We start from the raw sequence: 21,704 nt of genomic DNA, 5'->3' as shown, positions 1-21,704 counted from the left end.
GTTGATTTTGAAAAGTTTTCGCAGGAATTCTTTATTTGTAGAAGGTCTTGTTGTAAGCGCTGAATTCGCTCTTGCCCAAGATGCATCTCTGCCACCATGCAGACAGGAATCCGCAACCATAGCCCATCAGTTGGGTAAACGCAGCTCGGATACTCAGTATGCCAATCTTCAAACTCTGATTCTGTTTGGTACTATCGATAACTAACGCTACGATATAGAGTAGTATCAAGAATAAGCCGATGCAACCCAATGCTGCCATGGCATTGCCAAGTACAGGGAAAATGTGCTCTGTGCCCAACAGGTATGGTAAGAAACCAAAGAACAGGAGTAACAGCGTGCCTATGACACCAACGGTAAAGACCATTGGAAGTAAATGCACGAGCTTGAGGCTCTCTGGATATTTCTTGTAGAGGTTGATGCGGGCAATACCGCTATTATAGACCTGACGCCAGAATTTACGGAAATCAGTACGACGCTTGTGCCATACCCATGCTTCAGGGAAGAGGCGGCAACGGCAACCTGCTTTGAATATACGGATAGAAAAATCTATATCCTCTCCGAAACGCATGGCAGAAAAACCATTCAATCTGAGATAAACATCCTTGCGGATACCCATATTGAATGAACGGGGATAGAATTTATCCATCTTCTTTTTGCCGCCACGGATACCACCGGTGGTGAAAAAAGATGTCATGGAGTAAGATATAGCCTTTTGGGTATCTGTAAATGATGAATGCGCCTTGTCAGGACCGCCGAATGCATCAGCAGGCTCACGGCTCAATTCATCATTTACAGCTTTGAGATAATTTTCAGGAAGGACTACGTCGCTGTCAAGTATCAACAGATACTCGCCTGATGCTCTCTCAGCACCATAGTTGCGACTTTGTCCTGGACCAGAGTTCTCCTTGAAGAAATACTGAATATCCATCTTGTCTTTGTACGCATCACAAACCTCCTTGCAAGGAATCTTAGAGCCGTCTTCAACGATGATGACCTCGAAGTCCTTGACGGTCTGGTGTGTCAAACTCTCAAGTAGTTCGCTCACCTCATCAGGGCGATTGAATACAGGGACAATGATGGAATATTTCATATATGATTCAAGTTTAGTTGATTAGAACTCTGATAGGAACAGGCGAGGAATTACTCGCTTACACGACCGAGGTAGCTACCGTCACGAGTATCGATCTGGATAGTCTCACCTTCGTTTACGAACAAAGGAACGCGAACCTCAGCACCAGTCTCCAAAGTAGCAGGCTTAGTAGCGTTGGTAGCAGTGTTACCCTTAACACCTGGCTCAGAGTGAGTAATCTTCAAAGTAGTCTTAACAGGCATTTCTGCCAAGAGGATAGTACCATCAGTTGTATCAGTTACAACCTCTACAACATCACCTTCTTTCATGTACTGACCACCAGTAACGTTCTCCTTAGCGATAGGCACCTGCTCGAAAGTCTCCTGATTCATAAAGATGCAACCAGTAGCATCCTCGTAGAGATACTGATAAGGGCGGCGCTCAACGCGAACATCCTCCAACTTGAAACCTACCTGGAAAGTACGCTCCAAAACACGGCCGTCAGCCACGTTCTTCAACTTGGTGTTCATGACAGTATTACCCTTACCTGGCTTTCTGTGCTGAAAGTCAATACAAACCCAAACTTTGCCATCCATGCGGATGCAAGTACCAATCTTAATTTCCTGTGAATTAATCATTTTGTTTATCTTGAATTATATTATATTTCTGTAAAACGGTGCAAAGTTACGGTAAAATCACGAAAAACCCAAGCAATTATCGAAAAAAACATAAATATTTAAGCTAATTTTTGCAGTTTTCTTGGTTATTTCAGAAATAATGCGTAATTTTGCAGCCCGAAAGGTGTGTTATGCCCTCTTTTTTGGAATATTAATTAAAAAAATAATAAAGAAAAATGAAAAGAACATTTCAGCCTCACAATCGTCGTCGCGTGAACAAGCATGGTTTCCGTGAGCGTATGGCAACAAAGAATGGTCGTCGTGTATTGGCTTCTCGCCGTGCTCATGGCCGTAAGAAGTTAACTGTGTCTGACGAGCACCACGGAAAATAATATTCGTTGGGCTTCAGAATTAACGATGACATTGAAAGCAGCAGGGATAACTCCTATGCTGCTTTTTGTGTTTATAGACCTTTAGGTGTTTTACCTCTTTTTGTTTTAGGTCTCTTTTGTATTTATAGCCTTCTTCTCAACAATAAATTGAAAAAATCATTTTTTTATTTTGTATTGTCTTCGATTTATACTATCTTTGCAGACAAAAATGAAATAGAATGACTTCATCTGAATTTTTTAATAAGTTTAAGAGCAAGTATCTCTGGGGCAATCTCTTCGCTATGGGAGTGGTTGTCGCACTGCTTTGTGTGGGCGTTAAGTTCGGTATTGAACTCTATACTCATCATGGTGAGGCTATTCTGATTCCGGATATTCGATATAAGAGTTTCGCTGACGCTGAGCGTATCCTTGATGATGCCGGACTTCAGATTGAAGTGACGGATACGGGATATGTGCGCAATCTTCCTCCTGACTGTATCTTGGAACAATCTCCTGTTTCTGGAGAAAGGGTAAAGGCTGGACGAGTGATTTATGTGACGATCAACTCTGATCACACACCTACCTTGACCATCCCTGATGTGATTGACAACAGTTCTCTGCGAGAGGCTATGGCTAAGTTGACTGCCATGGGCTTCAAGTTGGGCGCGCCTCAGTATATACCTGGTGAGGAAGACTGGGTTTATGGTATCCTGGTCAAGGGAAAGCATGTGGTTGCTGGTGATAAGGTGTCCATTGATGCGATTCTTACGGTACAGGTGGGAAATGGTCAGCGTGATGCTGCTGATTCCGTCAACTATGTTGATCCTAAGTATGAACAGAAAGAGTTTGAGGAGGAGGTTCCTGAGTCGGGAGATGCTGACAATTTTGAGGTCGTTCCTGGCACGGAAACCACTGATCCTTCGACTCCTTCACATTCACATAACGAAGTGGTAGAATAGGTAAGTGATGAATGAAGAAAGATATGTGAAGAATTCAATTGTACGAACGAATGAGATTTTTAGATTATATATATAATAAGGTATATGCTCCAGTGGAGAATGATTTCGGTTTTGATGATGCTGGAGATGTTGATGGGCTTGATGAAGAGTTGGATGATGAGCTTCAGCCTATCGGCGAGTCGTCCTTGTCGGATGGTGAACTCTATGAGCACTGGAAGGTGCAGGTGGATGCTAATCAGGATCCGGTGAGAATTGATAAATACCTGGCTGATAAAATGGCATACCAGAGCCGTAATCGTATTCAGCAGGCTGCTGATGCCGGTTTTATCCATGTCAACGGGAAACCTGTAAAGAGTAATTATAAGGTTCGCCCGAATGATATGATCACGTTGATGATGGACCGTCCAAGACATGAGACCAGCATCAAACCAGAGGAGATTGACATCAATGTGGTTTATGAAGATGACCAGTTGATGGTCGTAAATAAAGAGGCTGGTATGGTAGTGCATCCTGGCGCTGGTAATTTTCATGGTACGCTGATTCAGGCTGTAGCCTGGCATCTGAGAGATATGCCGGAATTTGATGCCAACGATCCGGAAGTGGGACTGGTGCATCGTATTGATAAGGATACGTCTGGTTTGCTTGTTGTGGCAAAGACTCCTGGTGCCAAGACCTCTTTGGGAAAGCAGTTTTTCAATAAGACCACCCATCGCAGATACAATGCTTTGGTATGGGGAAATATCGTTGAGGACGAAGGTCGTATCGAGGGGAACATCGGAAGAGATCCCAAGAATCGTCTTCGTATGAAGGTGTTCGACCCAGATAGTGGTATCGGTAAAAGTGCGGTAACGCATTATCGGGTATTGGAGCGCTTTGGATATACCACGCTTGTGGAGTGTGTGCTGGAGACAGGTAGAACCCATCAGATTCGTGCTCACATGAAGCATATCGGTCATCCGCTCTTTATGGACGAGACGTATGGTGGTGCAGAAATATTGAGAGGACAGAGAAGTAGCAGTTACAAGGCTTTTATACAAAATTGTTTCAAACTCTGCCCAAGACAGGCACTCCATGCCAAGACACTTGGCTTTGTGCATCCTACTACCCAACAGCAGATGGACTTCGATAGCGAGTGGCCTGATGACTTCCGCAAACTCATAGAGAAGTGGAGAGGATTCATCGCAGGAACCACACAAGATACGTTCCAGACTAAGTGATGATTCTATAGGTCAAAAGTGACAGATAAAAAAGATTCTAATTCATTAAATATAAATAAGAGATGGAAAATAACAAAAGAACGATAGCCATCGTCTGCGGTGGTGATTCTTCTGAGCACGACGTATCATTGCGCTCAGGTCAGGGTTTGTACTCTTTCTTTGATAAAGAGCGCTATAACATATATATAGTCGATGTCAAGGGCACCGACTGGCATGTAGCCTTTGATAATGGTGATACTGCCGAAATTGACAAGAATGATTTCTCTTTTGTCAAGGATGGACAGCGCAAGTATTTTGATTATGCGTATATTACGATTCATGGTCAGCCTGGTGAGAATGGTGTAATGCAGGGCTATTTCGACCTGATTCATTTGCCTTATTCTACAAGTGGTGTTCTTGTAGAGGCTATGACTTTTGATAAGTATGTACTCAACAATTATCTTCGTGGATTTGGTATCAATGTAGCTGATAGCATCTTGCTCCGCCGTGGTGAGGAGTATGATGATGAGGCTATAGCCAAGCGCATCGGTATGCCTTGCTTTGTAAAGCCTGCTGCTGACGGCAGTAGCTTTGGTGTGAGCAAGGTGAAGAATGCTGACCAGCTGGCTCCAGCCCTCCGTGTGGCTTTCATGGAGGCAGAGGAAGCTATGATAGAGGGATTCATGGATGGTGTTGAAATTTCTCAGGGTATATACAAGACTGCCGACAAGTGTGTGGTTTTGCCTGCTACTGAGGTGGTGACCAGCAATGAATTCTTCGATTATGATGCCAAGTACAATGGACAGGTACAGGAAATTACTCCTGCTCGTCTTTCTCCTGAAACTGCAGCAGAAGTGGCTAAGACTACTTCCCGCATCTATGATATCCTTCATGCTAATGGTATTATCCGTATTGATTATATCATCACCAAGGATGAGAACGGTAAGGATAAGGTGAACATGCTGGAAATCAATACGACACCGGGTATGACCGTTACAAGTTTCATTCCGCAGCAGGTTCGTGCCGCAGGACTTGATATCAAGGATGTGCTCAGTGACATTGTAGAGAATCAATTTTAAAAGCTTTACATCATGAAAATCCCTCAAGAATTTGATACCATTAGACCTTGGGAGCCGGAAGACCTCCCGGAGGTATTTGATCGTTTGCTGGCAAACGACCAGTTCAAGCAAGTGTTGGCATACCTGTATCCACAGGTACCATTGGAAATGATTGCCCAAAAGTTGAAGGCTTGTAAGACAAATCTTGATTTCCAGCTGGCTTTCGCTTATGACTTCGTTCTTGGCATATTGAAGAAGGCGACTACGGGCTGCGAGATGGACTGTTCGTCACTCGACAATACCCGCAACTATACCTTCATCAGTAATCATCGTGATATCGTGCTCGATTCTGCTATCCTCGATGTCATGCTGATAGAAAACAAGTTCAAAACGACTTGCGAGATAGCCATCGGCGATAATCTCCTGTCTCTTCCATGGGTCAAGGATCTGGTACGTGTCAACAAGGCATTCATCGTAGAGCGTGCCTTGAGTATGCGTCAGATGTTGATGTCCAGTAAGCGTCTTTCCGACTATATGCACTTTGCTATCAAGGAGAAAAATGAGAATATCTGGATTGCCCAGCGTGAAGGTCGTGCCAAGGATAGCAATGACCGTACCCAGAAATCAATTCTCCAGATGATGTCTATGGGTGGTGAGGGAAGTATTATAGAACGATTGAAGCAGTTGCATCTGGTTCCTCTGTCTATCAGTTATGAGTATGACCCATGCGATTTTCTGAAGGCAAAGGAATTCCAGCAGAAGCGTGATCATGCGGAGTGGAAAAAGGGACCTACTGATGATCTGGTAAGTATGCAGACTGGTATCTTCGGTTATAAGGGACACGTACATTATCATGCTGCCCCATGTCTTGATGAGTATCTTGATTCTCTGGATCCGGATATGCCAAAGCAGGATATATATAATAAGGTAGCTGCTTATATTGACCAGCAGATACATCGTAATTACCGTTTGTATCCTGGAAATTATGTGGCTCTCGATATGCTGGAGGAAACGGAGGCTTATACCGATCAATATACAGCTGAAGACAAAGCAAAATTTGAAAAGTATATCCAGGGTCAACTTGCAAAAATTGACCTTCCTAATAAGGATGAGGCCTACTTGAAAGAGCGTCTGTTGACGATGTATGCTAATCCTGTACGTAATAACCTTGCTGCTCAATAAGCAGCAAGGTTATTTTTTTAGAATACCTCTGGTTTCACTTCGAAGCCAGTAGAGCTTGATGCCTGTGCGGCAGGAAATGAAATCATAAGTGATGAGAGAATTCCGACGAAGGTTAGATGACAGAATCTTTATAATTCCTTATTTTGTAGAACATGTTTCTTTCTCTGCAATGCACTCCATCTCTATCAGCCAGCCAGGGCGGCATACTTTTGCGTCCACGATGATGCGTGGTATCTGTGGATAAAACTGTTGCATCAGTCTATCTACCGTATGATAATCGGAAATATCGCGCAAGTAGATGATGAAGTATTGGATGTCATTCATGGTGGCATCACCGTCTTTTAGCAGAGCTCCGATGTTTTCCAGAAGTCTGCCTGTCTGTCTTACAATGTCTCCTTCATAAACTACATCACCTTGTTTGTCGATGCTTGCTGTGCCGGAAATAAAGTATTGCTGTTTGAACTGTTGGTTTCCATCAGAATTTACAGAATGAACTGGTATTGTAACTCGGGTTCCTCTTTCGAAGGCAACTCCATATTCATGAGTAGGATTCAGATGTTCGAGTGCCTGAAGATACTTCTTGTTTTCCTCATTGATATCAGGAATGGTCAGGAAGTCGATGGCCACGGATGCATTCAGAACAGAAGTGCTTCCTCCTATGCCTGTACTGGCGATATAGTGAGTATCTGCAGTAAGACCTTGTTGGCTGAATACGTCGTTTCGGGCTTCTACCACGCCTTGATAGTTTACATCAATATCGGTTACGTAAATCCATGTTCTTACCAGATTCCGTTCCATGGTCATATCTGTATCAGCGATGAGGCTTAGATATCTTTCAAACAGCATACGGGTTTGCTCGTATGAATCTTTTCCTTTAGCTTCCTCTTCTGTCAGTCGGAGACTATGGAATAGGATAGGGGTCTTATCATCTGTTGTCTTGATTAGGAGAGAAATCTTGCTTCCATCAAGCGGAGGTTGCTCTACAATCGTAAGATTGGTATCTTTGAGAAATTCCTGATAAAGGAGCGATTCCTGTAGCTCTTTTATCTGGTTTTTGGAGTCGCTGAGGAAAACCTTGCAATACTGCAAGGTTCTATTCTGCAGATTCTCTGTGTCGAGATAATTACCTATTTTTAGATACAGAAAGTTGAGGCGGTCGTTGAAAGTGCCCTTAGCTTCTGGTGATAATGTAATGTATTTGTCCATCTTCTTCTTTTTTTTCGGCGGCAAAGGTACAGATAATATTTGAAATATGTGAATTTGGACAGAATGAAAAGATAAAAATACCGAGAAATGGGGATGGAATCATGAGGGGGAAGAACGAAAAAGGGAAGTAAAGGCTTGTTTTCCTTTACTTCCCCAATCTCTTTCTTATTTCCTGCTTTAGAGTGACTCAAGCATACGCTTGATGACAACCTCGGCTGAAATCTCACGGTTGGCTGCCTCTGGAATGACCAGACTGTTCTGGCTTTCGATGACATCATCTGTAACAATCAAACCACGGCGAACTGGCAAGCAATGCATGAAGCAACCGTCATTGGTCCAGCTCATGTGCTCCTCGTCGATGGTCCAGCTCATGTCCTTGCTCAGAATCTCACCATACTGTGCTGGGTCTTTTACGCCTGGACAGCTCCAGTTCTTAGCATAAACGAAGTCTGCGCCTTCCAATGCTTTCTTCTGGTCGTACTCCACCTTGGCATTGCCTACGAACTTAGGGTCGAGTTCATAACCTTCAGGATGGGTTACTACGAAATCTACATCGGCTGCATTCATCCACTGGGCGAATGAGTTTGGTACGGCTTGAGGCAAGGCACGGCAATGAGGAGCCCAGGTCAGAACCACCTTAGGACGAGCCACCTTCTTGTGCTCCTCGATGGTGATGAGGTCGGCGAATGCCTGGAGTGGGTGAACGGTAGCAGTCTCCATGGCAAAAACAGGGCGGCCGCTGTACTTCACGAACTGGTTGACGATGGTCTCGGCATAATCGTAGTCACGGTCTTTCAAACCGGCAAAGCTGCGTACACCGATGAGGTCGCAGAAACTTCCCATCACAGGTATGGCCTCAAGCAGGTGTTCACTCTTGTCGCCATCCATGATAACGCCACGTTCTGTCTCCAACTTCCATGCACCAGCATTTACGTCGAGCACGATTACATTCATGCCCAGGTTCATTGCTGCCTTTTGTGTACTTAAACGGGTACGGAGACTGTTGTTGAAAAATATCATCAGCAAGGTCTTGTTCTTGCCCAACTCTTGATAACCGAAACGGTTTGCTTTCACTTCCTGAGCCTCGGCGAGCGCTGCTTTCAGGTCGCCAAGGTCTTCAACATTAAAGAATGTCTTCATTGTTATTTTGTTTTTAATTTCTTGTTTGTCCATTTCCTGTAATCAACCACTTGTAGGTGGTAATCTCTTCTAGCGCCATTGGTCCGCGAGCTCCAAGTTTCTGGGTACTGATGCCAATTTCTGCGCCCAGTCCAAATTGTGCGCCATCGGTGAAGCTGGTTGGAGCGTTCACATAGACGCAAGCAGCATCTACCATCATCTGGAATTTCTTTTGGGCTGCTTTGTCATTAGAAACGATACTTTCGCTGTGTCCGCTTCCGTAAGTAGCGATATGGTCGAGTGCTTCGTCTTCAGAAGCTACAGTCTTGATACCCATCTGCATACTGAGCCATTCGGTGTTCCAGATGCTCTTCACGTTGGCATCGGCTTCCTTCATCTTCGCCTCGCTTTCCTCTGCCTTATATAATAAGGTATCAGGATAGTGTCCCTTTAATGCCTCGTAAGCTTGGGTATCAGCATGAATCTTGGTTTGCTTCTCGGCGAGTCCTTCACAGAGGGCAGGGAGGTCGCTCAATCTGTTTTCGTGAATCAACAGACAGTCGAGTGCATTGCATACGCTTACTCTTCGGCACTTGGCATTGGTGATGATGCGCTTGCCCATCTCCAAGTCACCATCCTTGTCAAAGTAACAGTGTACCACGCCTGCTCCTGTCTCAATGACCGGTACTTTGGCAGTATCACGAACGAAGTTGATGAGTTTCTTTCCGCCACGAGGAATGCAGAGGTCGATATAGCCAACGGCATTCAGCATTTCTCCCGTAGCTTCATGGGTAGCAGGTAGGAGCGTACATACGTCAGGATTCACTCCATACTTTATCAACACCCTGTGGATAAGTTCGACACCCGCTGAGTTAGAGGCATTTGCATCCTTTCCACCCTTCAATACGCAGGCATTGCCGCTCTTGAAGCAGAGAGAAAAAACATCGTAGGTTACGTTAGGACGAGCCTCATAAATCATACCGATGACTCCGAAAGGAACGGCAATTCTCTGCAGGTGCAATCCGTTTTCGAGTGTTTTGTCTTTGAGAACTCTTCCAAGTGGTGAGGGCAACGTGCTGACGTGTCTCATATCCGAAGCAATATCCTGAAGTCGCTGCTCAGTAAGTTGCAGTCGGTCATAGAGCGGGTTCGCCTTGTCCATCTTTGCCAGGTCTTCTGCATTTGCTGCAAGGAGCGCAGGAGTTTCGGCGATGATGGCATCAGCCACCGCCTGCAGAATTTCATTACGTTGATCATCGCTGAGCAAGCTTAAGGTCTTGCTGGCAGTCTTCACTTTTTGGAAAGTCTCTTTCAGTTCCATTCGCTATTTCCTTTCTTATTTGATGATAAGATATTTTGTAATGTGTTACGAGTTTCCTCTTAACAACGGCAAAGGTAAGCATAAATATCGGAAATTGCAAACCTTATGCAAGAAAAAGTAATAGTTTTATAGATAAATGGATAGTTATACGGAAAATGATATTAAAAAAGGTCAGACAGTGCCTGACCTTTTTGAAATGGTTCCTTCTAATTATTTTGATACTGCCAGAAGAATTACTCTTTTTCGTTTTCTTCAGGGTGAGTCATTAGATACAGTTCCTTCTGTCGTTCGATCTCTCTTCTCAAGTCTTCCTTGTCTGGCAGGTAAAGCTTGTATTTTGCAGCGAACATCTGGTCGTTCTTGGCAAGAGTGGAGTATCGGGCTACATCCGAATCGGTTTCGGCACAGAGGATGATTCCGATAGTAGGATTGTCGTCTGGTCCTTTCTTCATCTTGTCATACATCTGCAAGTACATGTCCATTTGACCGACATCCTGATAGGTGATGCGGTTGACCTTTAAATCTACAAGGATAAAACTCTTGATAAGATAATTATAGAATACCAAGTCGATGTAGTAGTCGTTCTCTTCCGTTCGGATATGCTGCTGGCGAGCTACAAGGGCATAGCCTTTCCCCATTTCCATCAAGAACTTCTCTAAATTATCTATGATGGCAGATTCCAATTTCGATTCTTTGAGAGAAGAGTCGGAAGGTAATCCCAAAAACTCCATGACTACAGGAGATTTGATGTATTCGAGTTTGTCTTGCTGATAAGCCTTTGTCTTGTCTTGCATCTCGTTAACGACAGGCTGCTTCTTCTTTGACATAAGAAGACGTTCATAATATAAGGTGTTGATATTGCGGTTCAAGGTTCTGAAACTCCAACCTTGCTCGAATGCCTCCTTTGCATACCATTCACGAGCCTTCTTATCTTCTACTCGTATAAGACGCTCGTAATGAGACCAAGGAAGAAGGCGTAACTCAAATTGGGCAGACTGTGTCTGACCTTTTTGGGGTAGCAAAGAAGATTCATCAGACAGTGTCTGATGTTTTTGCTTTTTGAATTCCTCAGACAGTGTCTGAGGAATTGTTAACTCTTTGAATTTCAGGTAGAACTTCTTGAAATTCATGATGTTTGTCTCCGAGAATCCCTTCCCGAATTCCTCTGTAAGAGCAGCCGAAGCAATCTCGATCACATGCTTTCCGTATTCTGCACGTGATGCTCCGTTCTGTTCCTGTTCCACAATACGTTGTCCTATTCTCCAGTTTCTTTCCACCAGAGAATAATTGACGGCAGCAAATGCTTTGCTACGAGCCTTGCTGACGATGGAGCGCAAGTCGTTGACGAGCATATTGTCTTCATCATTATATTTCTTGCGGGGTTGTTTCATAATGCTACTGATTTTAGCTCTTATTCCTTCCATTCTTTAGTGCAACATCAAGGTCTTTGTTGCCACCTCTCTATCGCAGAAATACTCAGAACTTTCATATCCTTTGGTAAATGAAAAGATTTTCTAATTTCTTGTTACTTAGTTTTATACGCCATTACATCTTTTGTGTTACAGCCTTATTGTAAAGGCAAAAGTACAACTATTTCTTGAATATGCAAAAGAAAATGGCAGAAAGTTGAGGTACATACTCAACTTTCTGCCATTTATTAGCCTATCACATTGCATAGTTGGTTGATGGCTGCATCAAAAGTGGTGAGGTCTTTCGCTCGCTTTCTGATGGCTGTCTTGTAATTATAGATGGTTTGCGTAGAATAGAACAGGAGGGTGGCCAGTTCCTGACCATCTGTAATTCCCAGTCGCATCAGTGCATAGATACGCAGTTCCTTGGTGAGACTGTTAGGGGCTGGGAGAACAATCTGCTTTTCTGGCAACAGCAGTTGGTTGAACTCATCCACGAAGTTAGGGTATAAGTCCATAAAAGCCTTATCGAATCGGTTGTAGAAACTTGAAGCTTCCTCTTCTGACAACTTATAGCTGTTGATGGCGGTAAGGAGGTCGGCAGTCTGTTTCGCCTTGATCTTGCGGCTCACCAACTTGCGAAAATCGTCGAGTTTCTTGATATAGACGGCACTGATGTCCATAAACAATCTCATATAAGTCTCCCTGCGCTTGTTGGTATTGAGCAGCTTCTGGTTCAGTTCGTCCAAGAGTGTATTTTGACTCTTCACCTCCCGACGACTCTTTGCCAAACGCTTATTTATCCTGAAGACAAAGAACATCATCGCCAAGAAGCCAAGAGACACGATACTTACCACAACCAGCGATGCCGTGATGATGCGATTTTGACGTATTCCTTGCTGATGATTCGTTTCCGTGATAAGCGGAAGTATGCGAGAGATCTCAACCATTCGAAGACGATTGTTATAAAACTGAGCATCTTCCATCGAACAATAGATATACTTTGACACACGCTTCGCATACTTAGCATCCTTATTATATAGATAGGTGGAAAGTTCCTGAAGTGCCAAATTTTCTTTCAAGGGACAAATCTGGTCGGAGATGGCCGCCTTTACCAAATATTTCTCATATATGTCCATCTGCCCATTGTCTTGATAATAACGAGCTATACAATATGCTGCAGAAGCATGCACTCTACTGTCAATAGGACTGGCGGCAAGGGCTTTCTGATACCAGCCCAACACTTTCTTGTCTGTGCGATGTAGCAAATACTCCAACTCACCACTCAGATAATAATAGAGCGCGGAATGCTTGTTGCCTACATATTCAAGGGTCTTGGCAAGATAGAGTCTTTTTTTGTCTTGCATTTCCTCCTTGAATTCAGACCTTTCGCAGAAAGCTCCCCAATAGTTATACACCCATGTCAAGGTGTAATAATAGTATTGCATCAGCTTGGGCGAAATGTCTTCTGACTTCAAAGAAAGCAACAGGTCTTCTGCCTGACTATAGAATCCACCTGTGGATAACACCGCAGCCCGATTGATCTTGTTGAGGTTGATGAAATAGTCATCATGCAACTGTTCTGCCAATTGCAGACCCCTGTTGGCATATACCATGGCTGAGTCATATCGATAAGTATAATACTCACGATAGATTTGATTGTAAAGACTCAGACGCTCTCGTTTGTCGGAAGTAAGATTCTGTTTTTTCTTCATTCGTACGAGTTTCTTCTCTTTCTTGGAAGAGAACTCGTCCCGACGAGCAATATATTGGTCCAGACGATGAAGCAACTCATCCTCGTCGTCCAAATCCGCATTACGGGAAAATGCCGCATTTGCCAACATCGGCATCACCACCATCATCAAGAGCCATACTATCTTCTTCATTGTCCTTTGTTTGTTATTGTTCTTACCTGTTTTTGCTTTGTTATGAAAGAGAATAACCCTTTACGGCTGCAAAAATACGACTTTTATTCTTCTTTTCAACATCTACTCTCATAAAAAGTATTAATTCTATATATATTCTGATTATTAGGCAGTTAAGTCTTTATAAGAGTATCCAAGCATCTACTCACGCCCTACACACTGCACCAAGGTGTCTAAAAACAATCTATCTTTGTAACCGAAATCTAAACGCATTCGATTCAGATTAAAACATTTTGGAATGAACAAATAAATTTAATAATGTAACTAAAAAAAGAATAAGTTATGAACCTAAAAATCCGTACATTTTCCATGGCTTTGGCTGTAATGTCAGCGACAAGCTACATGTATGCACTTCCTTCTAATAATCATGAAGAGAAGTCAAGTACAAAAGAAAAGAAGTCTTTCAACCTCGAAGAGGAATCCGTAGAGAAGGACAAGAAGGAAGAGCGTAACGTGATGCTTAATGCTGCCGACGCCAACAAGCCTCGTGAAATCCAGATTGGATTGCCGAGCGAAGACGTAACCGTATATGAGAACGGTCTTCCTGCAGTTTATTCATCCTCAGTTCACAAACTCTCAGCCCACTGGCGCAGCGATGCCTCTCTGAAAGGTACCGACCTGATGACGCCTTCCGAGTCGGCTATTGCCACAGGTAACATTGCTTACGCTGTATCTTCTTTCAGCGAATTTGGTCAGAAAGAGTTCAAGGGCAAGCTCAATTACAAGGCGAACCACTTCGGTATGCAGAACTTTGACCTTAACCTCTCTGGTGGCATCGGTACCAACTGGCTCTATACTGTTAGTATGTACCAGAACTTCGACCCAGGAAGTTTCAAGCTTCGCTTCACCGATTACGCAGATCGTACCCAGATTTATCATTTCGGTCTGACCCGAATTCTGAACGAAGGCAAGGGACGCATCTCCTTATTATATAAGTACTCAAACAGCAAGAACCCAGGCAACTTTGCTAATGCGGCACCTTTCATCTACGCAGGTGACGGCAGTATCAAGAAAATCGCTGGCTTCGACCCAGGCATGGACTCCTATGTTCAGCGACAAGGTTCTTTCCAATACTTGAACACCAAGACTGGCAAGATGGAGACCTGGAACATGAGCGACGGAAGCGAGAACCACGCCAACGAGATTGCCCTCATCAGCCAGTACCAATTTGACAACGGATGGTTGTGGAAATTCAACGCTAAATACATGAATGCTCCTCGCGCCAACTACGTGGATTACGGTGGTAGCTCTATCTCGGAGGTGAGCGAGGCTGATGGTTATCAGTTCTCCGATGGCTCAGCTTATAGCGGACTCATTGAGGGACGACGTACTTGGTTGCACGTAGGAAAGGTGAGTAATGCTCTCATGACGACAGAAATCAGCAAGCAGCTGAACAACCACAAGTTGATGATAGGTCTGAACGAGTGGTATTATCATCTCGACTACTATTCATCATCTTTCCAGTGGGCTGGTACCGTGGAGCCTTATCCTCGCACATTGAGCCAAATGTACGTAAATCCTCTTGACCCTACACTGACCGCACGTCGCTCCGAGACCTTTGGATATAACGAGTTGAGTCCTGAATACACCAAGGGTTCTGAGAACAAGTTGGCTGTTTATTTTACCGACGAATGGAGAGTAACCCCTAAGTTCAAAGTCTTCTATGGCGGACGTCTGGAGTACTATCGCATGTCGGCAAACCAAATTTCTGCCTCACGCTTCAAGGGATTCCATATCGGCAATTACAACACCTATTCTACTGCGGAGGATGGTTCTATCGTAGCCACAGCGCATAATATCGAACCAGCCAAGGTGACCAAGAACAAACTGAACTATGCGGCTACCCTGCAGTTGACGTACAACCTCACCAACCAGTTTGGTCTGACAGCTGACGCAACCATCGCCACTCGCTTCCCACGCATCAGCGAGTATGCAGGAACAGGTCCTACCGAGGAACAGTACAAGCGAGTTACAATCCCGCTGATTCGTGGTGGAATCTTCTACAAGAACGATTGGATAGACTTATCTTCCATGATTACTTACATCTCGAAGTCGAACAACATCGACCAGCAGAACCTCACCAAGCCTGGCACGTCTGAAGGTAAGACCGTGTTGCTCATCTACAACATCCAGACCTTGGGTTGGACCACCTCTGCCGAGATCAATCCATTCAAGAACTTCCACATGCACGCCCTCTTCACCTATCAGAAGCCTGTGTATAAGAACTACAATGCAAGCGTAACGTTCAACGACGGTCAGACTATGGGTGTAAATGCAAACAACATGATCGTGAAGGAGATTCCACAGGTACTCATTGAGTTGGATCCTAAGTATGACATCACCAAGAACTTGAATGCTTGGTTGAGCTTCCGTTATTTTGGCAAGACCTACGCCAACCTCCAGGAGGCACTCTATTTCAATGGTCACTGGGAGACTTTCGGCGGAATCAACTGGAACGTGAATAAGAAACTGAGCCTCGGTGTGAGCGTCATCAACATCCTCAACGAGAAGGGTGCCAAAGGTACCATCAATGGTTCGGAGTTGATTACAAAGGAAGAAGCCAGTAAATATGCAGGCAAATATATGAGCGGCAGCTATCTTCGCCCATTCACCATCGAGTTCTCAGCAGGAATCAAGTTCTAAGCTTTCATAATATACGATGAAAATTGCAATAAAGTAAGACTGCAAGATGTTATCGTAATAGCAAAAATAATAAAACCAACAATCAAATAAAAACCAAAGAACAATGAAAAAGGTATTTATGATTATTGCAGCTATGTGCATGACTTCAGTGATGGCATTCGCGCAAAAGACCATCAGAGTATCGACCGACAAGACCGATCTCGTGATGCAAGTTTCTCCTAAAGGTCGTCTCTATCAAGTGTATTTAGGCGACAAGTTGAAGAATCCCGCAGACTATCAGAACCTGAAATGGGACGTATATGCAGCCTCTGATGGTGCCGTCTGCCAGCGAGGTCATGAGGTTTATGCAACCTCTGGTGCTGAAGATTTCTTCGAGCCGGCAGTGGCTGTGACTCATGCCGATGGTAACATGACCACCTATTTATATTATAAGTCATCCGAGGAGAAAGCTATCAATGGGGGTACAGAAACCATCATCACCCTTCAGGACAAAGTATATCCGCTGACCGTGAAGCTCCACTACGCAGCTTATCCTAAGGAGAACGTCATCAAGGCTTGGAGCGAAATCTCTCACAAAGAGAAAGCCCCTGTCACCCTCTGGAGATACAGCTCTACCATGCTCTACTTCAAGGCAAACAAGTATTTCGTTACCAATTATCATAGCGACTGGGCTAAGGAAGGACAGCCTGAGACTTGTCAGTTGACTGCTGGTAAAAAGATTGTTGATACCAAGTTGGGTACCCGTGCAGCCATGCAGGAGGAGCCATTCTTTGAACTGGGATTTGATGAGCCTGCCAAGGAAAACGAAGGCAAGGTGATGCTTGGTACCATCGGATGGCCTGGCAACTTCCGCTTTACCTTCGAGGTGGACAACGTGGGCGCACTTCGTGTCATCCCAGCCATCAACCCATACGCTTCCGACTATAAGTTGAAGGCAGGAGAGACATTTACTACCCCTGAGTTTATCTTTGCCATGAGCGACAATGGCATGGGTGAGGCTTCACGAAATCTGCACAACTGGGCTCGCCAGTATCAGGTGAACATGGGTATGGAAGATCGCCTTACGCTCTTGAACAACTGGGAGAATACTGGCTTCGACTTCAACCAGCAGAGTCTTGCTGAGTTGATGAAGGATGCAAAGGACTTGGGTGTAGATATGTTCTTGCTCGACGATGGTTGGTTTGCCAACAAGTATCCTCGCAAGGACGACCATGCAGGTCTCGGCGACTGGGAGGCTACCAAGAGCAAGCTGCCAGAGGGAATACCAGGATTGGTAAGAGATGCCAAGAAGGCAGGTGTAAAGTTTGGTATTTGGATTGAGCCTGAGATGGTGAATCCTAAGAGCGAACTCTTTGAGAAGCATCCCGACTGGGTCATCATGCAGCCTAAGCGTGACACTTATTACTATCGCAACCAGTTGGTGCTTGACATCAGCAACCCTAAGGTACAGGATTATGTGTTCGGCATCGTGGATCGCATCATGACGGAGAACCCAGATGTGGCTTACTTCAAGTGGGATTGCAACAGTGTGATTACCAACATCTACTCTCCATATCACAAGGAGAACCAGGGCAACTTCTATATCGATCATGTACGTGGTATCTATAAGGTGCTTACCCGTATTCATAACAAGTATCCTAAGTTGCCGATGATGCTTTGCTCTGGTGGTGGTGGCAGAATGGATTACGAGATGCTTAAGTATTTCACTGAATTCTGGTGTTCAGACGATACAGATCCATTCGAGCGCATCTACATCCAGTGGAGCTTGTCTAAGTTCTTCCCTGCCAAGACCATGGGCTCTCATGTAACCAATTGGAACAAAAATACCAGCGTGAAGTTCCGCACCGATGTTTGCAGTTCTTGCAAGTTGGGCTTCGACATCGACCTCAAGTCACTCTCAAAGGATGACTATAAGTTCGTTCAGAACGCCGTCAAGAACTATGACAGCATGAAACCGATGATTCTCGAAGGCGACCAGTATCGCCTGGTTTCTCCATACGAAGGCAACCACTGTGCTATCAACTATGTAAGCAAGGACAAACAGCGTGCCGTTCTCTTTGCATACGACTTGCACCCACGCTACAAGGAGCCTGTGATGAATGTGAAGATGCAGGGTTTGGATGCCGATAAAGTATATACTATCAAGGAGACCAATCTGATGCCTGGAAAGGAATCTGATTTGGAGTGCAATGGTAAACAGTACAGCGGTGACTATCTGATGAAAGTTGGCTTGAATGTATTCAGCCAGACCGATGGAACCAGCCATGTATTGGTATTAGAATAACGTATCAACTATTCATAATAAAATCAAAAAGCAGCAAAGTCTATAAATAGGCTTGCTGCTTTTTTTTAGGTATCTGTATCTCTTTTCCCTAATGATTTTACTTGTTTAGCGGTCTTGCTACAAATTCTGTATGAAGTGTCTCCATCGGATGCTCCTTCAGGTTGATGAGGATGTTTGGCGTGTTGCCATTGGCGATGATTACCTTGATGCCGGCATTGGCTACGTCGTGGGCGGTTTTCACTTTCGAAGTCATGCCGCCTCTGCCGTGGCTGCTCTTGCTGGCAAGAATGTACTCGCTGATATCGCGGTCGTAATAAACCGATGGGATAATGCGGGTGGTAGGCTCGCTTGGATCGCCATTGTAGATGCCGTCCACATTACTTAATAATATAAGTGTGTCGGCATTCATCATCTTGGCAATCAAGCCAGACAACTCATCATTATCCGTAAACATTAACTCGGTGATGCACACGGTATCGTTCTCATTGACGATAGGAAGTACATTGTTTTCCAGCATTACCTGCATGCAGGCCTCCTGGTTCTTATACTGCTCTTCGGCACCGAAATTTTCCTTCATGGTCAATACTTGACCTATCTTAATCTTGTATTCACGGAAAAGGTTGTAATAGAGACCTACGAGTTTCACCTGTCCGATAGCAGAGAACAGCTGGCGTTGCTCCACGCTGTCTAAATGGTGATCAACATGCAGCTCGGCTCTTCCGGCTGCTACGGCACCTGATGATACCAGAATTACCTCATAGTCGTGTTCGCGGAGCCAAACGATTTGATCTACAATCGCCGACATTCTTGTTACGTCCAACTTTCCGTCTTCTCGGGTCAGCACATTGCTGCCCACCTTTACTACAATTCTTTTTCCCATGATTAAAGTGAAGAGTGAAGAACGAAGAGTATTCTTGTTCTTCTTGTTATATTTTATGTGATATGATATATGTTAAAGTGAAGAGTGAAGAATTCAATAGCTTTTTTATATCAAATTTTAGCTTGTTAAAGCAAGAGAATTCTTCACTCTTCACTCTTCGTTTTTCACTTAACTCCGTCCTTTTCTCGAATCTCTACTCTTCGAATCTTGCCAGAGATGGTCTTTGGCAATTCATCTACGAATTCGATGATGCGAGGATATTTATAAGGAGCAGTCTCGTGCTTCACATGATCTTGCAATTTCTTGACGAGGTCAGGTCCTACCATACTCTTGTATTCATCCTTCAGTACGACGGTTGCCTTGACAACCATACCGCGGATTGGGTCTGGTACACCGGTGATGGCGCACTCTACTACGGCAGGATGAGTCATCAGGGCATTTTCTACCTCGAAAGGACCGATGCGATAACCTGAACTCTTGATCACATCATCGATTCTGCCCTCAAACCAGAAGTAGCCTTCCTCGTCACGCCAAGCCATATCGCCCGTGTGATAGTAACCGTCATGCCACACAGATTTTGTCTGCTTTTCGTCACGGTAATAATACTTGAAGAGTCCAAGAGGTTTGTTATCACCGATGCGGATGCAAATCTCACCCTTTTCACCATCCTCACACTCTGTCATGTCAGGGCGAAGGATGTGAACATCATATTGTGGGTTAGGCTTGCCCATGCTTCCTGGTTTTGGCTTAATCCAAGGGAAGGTTCCTAATGTCATGGTGGTTTCGGTCTGTCCGAAGCCCTCGTAGATCTGTACACCAGTCAGTTTCTGGAAGGTTTCTGCTACGGATGGATTCATCGCTTCACCCGCAGTTGTACAATATTCGAGACTGCTGAGGTCGTACTTGGAGAAATCCTCCTGAATCATGAAACGGTAGATAGTAGGAGGGGCGCAGAAAGAAGTGATATGATATTTTTCTATCTGACGCATAATCTTATCAGCCGTAAACTTCTCGTGATCGAATACGAAGACGGTAGCTCCGGCAAACCATTGACCGTAGAGTTTGCCCCAAACAGCCTTTCCCCAACCGGTATCGGCTACGGTCAGGTGGATGGAGTTCTCGTGGAGATTGTGCCAATATACACCCGTGGTCAGATGACCGAGGGCATAGAGGTGGTCGTGGGCCACCATCTTTGGCTCGCCTGTCGTACCTGATGTGAAATACATCAGGAGCGTATCTTCATTGGAATTTACATGTTCTGGGCGAACGAAAGGAGCGCATTCGTTCCACTCCTTCATCCAGTCGTGGAAACCTTCAGGAATGTCCGGACCGATACTGATCAGGGTCTTGACGGTAGGGCTCTCTGGCATAGCTTCTTCAATTTGCTCTACCACGTAATCATCGCCGCAGCAGATGATGGCTTTTACGCTGGCGGCATTGTTGCGATATACGATGTCATGCTTGGTGAGCATATGGGTGGCAGGAATGGCTACGGCTCCTATCTTGTGGAGTCCGAGCATGGCAAGCCACCACTGATAGTGGCGCTTCAGGATAAGCATTACCTTATCATCATGACCAATGCCGAGGCTCTGGAAATAGGCAGCAGCCTTGTCGCTCTGTTCTTTCAGATCCTTGTATGTAAAACGTATTTCCTCGCCACGTTCACTTGTCCAAAGCAGTGCAACATGGTCTGGCTTGATTTTTGCCCACTCGTCCATTACATCGTAGGCAAAGTTGAAATCTTCTGGTATAATGAACTCCAGATGCTCCTTGAAGTCTTGTTCTGAAGTAAATTTAGTTTGTTTTAAAAATCTCTCAATCATAATTGTTTGATTTGCTTAGAGAATTGAATTCTCTATTTAGATAATGATACAAAGAAACTTGGCAGGTTCTCCATTGAGGGAACGGAAACAATGTTGTTTCTTGCTGTCGAAATAGATGCTGTCACCAGGGTTGAGTACCATGACTTTTTCTTCGATGGTTACCTCAAGTGTTCCTTCTATCACATAATCATATTCCTGTCCGTCGTGTCCGTTCTTATTTGGTTTCTCATTACCAGGTAATGGGTCAACCTGAACCATGAAAGGATTTACCTTTCTGTCTTTGAAACCAACGGCAAGGCTCTGGTACTTATATTGGTTGTTACGGTCAATCTCCGGTCCCTGTCCCTTGCGGGTCACGTAGTATCCCTTCATGCGAGGTTCCTCGCCGAAGAGTAATACATCAAGGTCGATACCATACCGCTTGGATATCTTTGAGAGGCGATACACAGAAGGGTCTGCCTCTCCTGCCTCTATTTTGAGATAATGGTCGAGACTGATGTCACAAAGCTCAGCCACCTCCTCTGCAGGGATGTTGAGAACCTCGCGAAGACCTTTCAGTCTCTCGCCGATTTGCTTGATTGCTTCGTCCATATTTCTATATTTTTATTGGTTTGTGGGCAAAAGTACTAATTTTTGCTGATA

At 44.5% G+C, this 21,704-nt stretch carries 16 protein-coding genes and 1 pseudogene; 7 read left to right on the top strand and 10 right to left on the bottom strand.

The window, feature by feature from the left end; translation table 11 throughout:
* Positions 1-31 precede the first annotated feature (31 nt).
* The gene (locus tag EXN75_RS09910) at positions 32-1,090 is read right to left on the bottom strand and encodes a glycosyltransferase (protein ID WP_134843675.1); all 1,059 of its coding nucleotides are present in this window, start codon (positions 1,088-1,090) and stop codon (positions 32-34) included.
* Positions 1,091-1,140: 50 nt separating this feature from the next.
* Positions 1,141-1,707 carry an elongation factor P gene (gene efp / locus EXN75_RS09905; RefSeq protein ID WP_022121096.1) on the bottom strand — a complete coding sequence of 189 codons (567 nt, stop codon included), beginning with the start codon at positions 1,705-1,707 and terminating at the stop codon, positions 1,141-1,143.
* A 215-nt stretch (positions 1,708-1,922) separates the two neighbouring features.
* Between efp and rpmH the strand changes: the two genes are divergently transcribed.
* From rpmH to EXN75_RS09880, 5 genes are all read left to right on the top strand, one after another.
* Positions 1,923-2,078, top strand: coding sequence for a 50S ribosomal protein L34 (rpmH, locus tag EXN75_RS09900; RefSeq protein ID WP_004351099.1), 156 nt, complete (start codon positions 1,923-1,925; stop codon positions 2,076-2,078).
* Positions 2,079-2,296: 218 nt separating this feature from the next.
* Positions 2,297-3,016: a PASTA domain-containing protein gene (locus tag EXN75_RS09895; protein WP_134843674.1), complete on the top strand. Its 720-nt coding sequence runs from the start codon at positions 2,297-2,299 to the stop codon at positions 3,014-3,016.
* A gap of 50 nt (positions 3,017-3,066) precedes the next feature.
* Entirely contained in the window at positions 3,067-4,233 is a 1,167-nt protein-coding gene (locus tag EXN75_RS09890; protein WP_246031359.1) for an RluA family pseudouridine synthase, read from the top strand.
* 62 nt (positions 4,234-4,295) lie between these two features.
* A complete protein-coding gene (locus tag EXN75_RS09885; RefSeq protein ID WP_118117257.1) occupies positions 4,296-5,291 on the top strand; it encodes a D-alanine--D-alanine ligase in 996 nt (331 codons plus the stop codon).
* A gap of 12 nt (positions 5,292-5,303) precedes the next feature.
* The gene (locus tag EXN75_RS09880; protein WP_134843673.1) at positions 5,304-6,452 is read left to right on the top strand and encodes a 1-acyl-sn-glycerol-3-phosphate acyltransferase; all 1,149 of its coding nucleotides are present in this window, start codon (positions 5,304-5,306) and stop codon (positions 6,450-6,452) included.
* Between the two features lie 138 nt (positions 6,453-6,590).
* Here the strand turns inward: EXN75_RS09880 and EXN75_RS09875 are convergent, their stop codons facing one another.
* The 5 genes from EXN75_RS09875 to EXN75_RS09855 all read right to left on the bottom strand — a co-directional run bounded on the left by EXN75_RS09875 (position 6,591) and on the right by EXN75_RS09855 (position 13,393).
* On the bottom strand, positions 6,591-7,658 hold the full coding sequence (locus tag EXN75_RS09875; RefSeq protein ID WP_118117259.1) for a Rid family hydrolase: 1,068 nt from the start codon (positions 7,656-7,658) through the stop codon (positions 6,591-6,593).
* A gap of 177 nt (positions 7,659-7,835) precedes the next feature.
* Positions 7,836-8,798, bottom strand: coding sequence for a Rossmann-fold NAD(P)-binding domain-containing protein (locus tag EXN75_RS09870; RefSeq protein WP_118117288.1), 963 nt, complete (start codon positions 8,796-8,798; stop codon positions 7,836-7,838).
* A gap of 13 nt (positions 8,799-8,811) precedes the next feature.
* Positions 8,812-10,098: a glutamate-5-semialdehyde dehydrogenase gene (locus EXN75_RS09865; protein WP_134843672.1), complete on the bottom strand. Its 1,287-nt coding sequence runs from the start codon at positions 10,096-10,098 to the stop codon at positions 8,812-8,814.
* A gap of 233 nt (positions 10,099-10,331) precedes the next feature.
* On the bottom strand, positions 10,332-11,522 hold the full coding sequence (locus EXN75_RS09860) for a PDDEXK nuclease domain-containing protein (RefSeq protein WP_246031358.1): 1,191 nt from the start codon (positions 11,520-11,522) through the stop codon (positions 10,332-10,334).
* 233 nt (positions 11,523-11,755) lie between these two features.
* Positions 11,756-13,393 carry a DUF6377 domain-containing protein gene (locus EXN75_RS09855; protein ID WP_134843670.1) on the bottom strand — a complete coding sequence of 546 codons (1,638 nt, stop codon included), beginning with the start codon at positions 13,391-13,393 and terminating at the stop codon, positions 11,756-11,758.
* Positions 13,394-13,714: 321 nt separating this feature from the next.
* Between EXN75_RS09855 and EXN75_RS09850 the strand changes: the two genes are divergently transcribed.
* Both EXN75_RS09850 and EXN75_RS09845 read left to right on the top strand, forming a co-directional pair.
* Positions 13,715-16,075: a TonB-dependent receptor gene (locus EXN75_RS09850; protein WP_408005949.1), complete on the top strand. Its 2,361-nt coding sequence runs from the start codon at positions 13,715-13,717 to the stop codon at positions 16,073-16,075.
* A gap of 103 nt (positions 16,076-16,178) precedes the next feature.
* On the top strand, positions 16,179-18,359 hold the full coding sequence (locus tag EXN75_RS09845) for an alpha-galactosidase (RefSeq protein WP_134843669.1): 2,181 nt from the start codon (positions 16,179-16,181) through the stop codon (positions 18,357-18,359).
* Between the two features lie 109 nt (positions 18,360-18,468).
* On the opposite strand, the pseudogene proB reads toward EXN75_RS09845, so the two are convergent.
* The 3 genes and pseudogenes from proB to EXN75_RS09830 form a co-directional block, all read right to left on the bottom strand.
* Positions 18,469-19,239, bottom strand: a pseudogene (gene proB, locus EXN75_RS09840) (glutamate 5-kinase); the annotation flags it as partial.
* Between the two features lie 164 nt (positions 19,240-19,403).
* Positions 19,404-21,062 (bottom strand): AMP-binding protein, encoded by a 1,659-nt coding sequence (locus tag EXN75_RS09835; protein ID WP_134843667.1) that lies wholly within the window; start codon positions 21,060-21,062, stop codon positions 19,404-19,406.
* A gap of 36 nt (positions 21,063-21,098) precedes the next feature.
* On the bottom strand, positions 21,099-21,653 hold the full coding sequence (locus EXN75_RS09830) for a helix-turn-helix domain-containing protein (protein WP_118117266.1): 555 nt from the start codon (positions 21,651-21,653) through the stop codon (positions 21,099-21,101).
* Positions 21,654-21,704: the final 51 nt, after the last annotated feature.

This window comes from Segatella hominis (assembly GCF_004535825.1).
Lineage (GTDB): Bacteria > Bacteroidota > Bacteroidia > Bacteroidales > Bacteroidaceae > Prevotella > Prevotella hominis.
The sequence above is the reverse complement of the archived record's forward strand: the minus strand, read 5'-3'. Positions and strand labels throughout refer to the sequence as shown.

Excerpts from the sequence above, each read along its gene's own strand:
- EXN75_RS09910 (WP_134843675.1), bottom strand. The coding sequence starts at position 1,090 with ATGAAATATTCCATCATTGTCCCTGTATTCAATCGCCCTGATGAGGTG.
- efp (WP_022121096.1), bottom strand. The coding sequence starts at position 1,707 with ATGATTAATTCACAGGAAATTAAGATTGGTACTTGCATCCGCATGGAT.
- rpmH (WP_004351099.1), top strand. The coding sequence starts at position 1,923 with ATGAAAAGAACATTTCAGCCTCACAATCGTCGTCGCGTGAACAAGCAT.
- EXN75_RS09895 (WP_134843674.1), top strand. The coding sequence starts at position 2,297 with ATGACTTCATCTGAATTTTTTAATAAGTTTAAGAGCAAGTATCTCTGG.
- EXN75_RS09890 (WP_246031359.1), top strand. The coding sequence starts at position 3,067 with ATGAGATTTTTAGATTATATATATAATAAGGTATATGCTCCAGTGGAG.
- EXN75_RS09885 (WP_118117257.1), top strand. The coding sequence starts at position 4,296 with ATGGAAAATAACAAAAGAACGATAGCCATCGTCTGCGGTGGTGATTCT.
- EXN75_RS09880 (WP_134843673.1), top strand. The coding sequence starts at position 5,304 with ATGAAAATCCCTCAAGAATTTGATACCATTAGACCTTGGGAGCCGGAA.
- EXN75_RS09875 (WP_118117259.1), bottom strand. The coding sequence starts at position 7,658 with ATGGACAAATACATTACATTATCACCAGAAGCTAAGGGCACTTTCAAC.
- EXN75_RS09870 (WP_118117288.1), bottom strand. The coding sequence starts at position 8,798 with ATGAAGACATTCTTTAATGTTGAAGACCTTGGCGACCTGAAAGCAGCG.
- EXN75_RS09865 (WP_134843672.1), bottom strand. The coding sequence starts at position 10,098 with ATGGAACTGAAAGAGACTTTCCAAAAAGTGAAGACTGCCAGCAAGACC.
- EXN75_RS09860 (WP_246031358.1), bottom strand. The coding sequence starts at position 11,522 with ATGGAAGGAATAAGAGCTAAAATCAGTAGCATTATGAAACAACCCCGC.
- EXN75_RS09855 (WP_134843670.1), bottom strand. The coding sequence starts at position 13,393 with ATGAAGAAGATAGTATGGCTCTTGATGATGGTGGTGATGCCGATGTTG.
- EXN75_RS09850 (WP_408005949.1), top strand. The coding sequence starts at position 13,715 with ATGAACCTAAAAATCCGTACATTTTCCATGGCTTTGGCTGTAATGTCA.
- EXN75_RS09845 (WP_134843669.1), top strand. The coding sequence starts at position 16,179 with ATGAAAAAGGTATTTATGATTATTGCAGCTATGTGCATGACTTCAGTG.
- EXN75_RS09835 (WP_134843667.1), bottom strand. The coding sequence starts at position 21,062 with ATGATTGAGAGATTTTTAAAACAAACTAAATTTACTTCAGAACAAGAC.
- EXN75_RS09830 (WP_118117266.1), bottom strand. The coding sequence starts at position 21,653 with ATGGACGAAGCAATCAAGCAAATCGGCGAGAGACTGAAAGGTCTTCGC.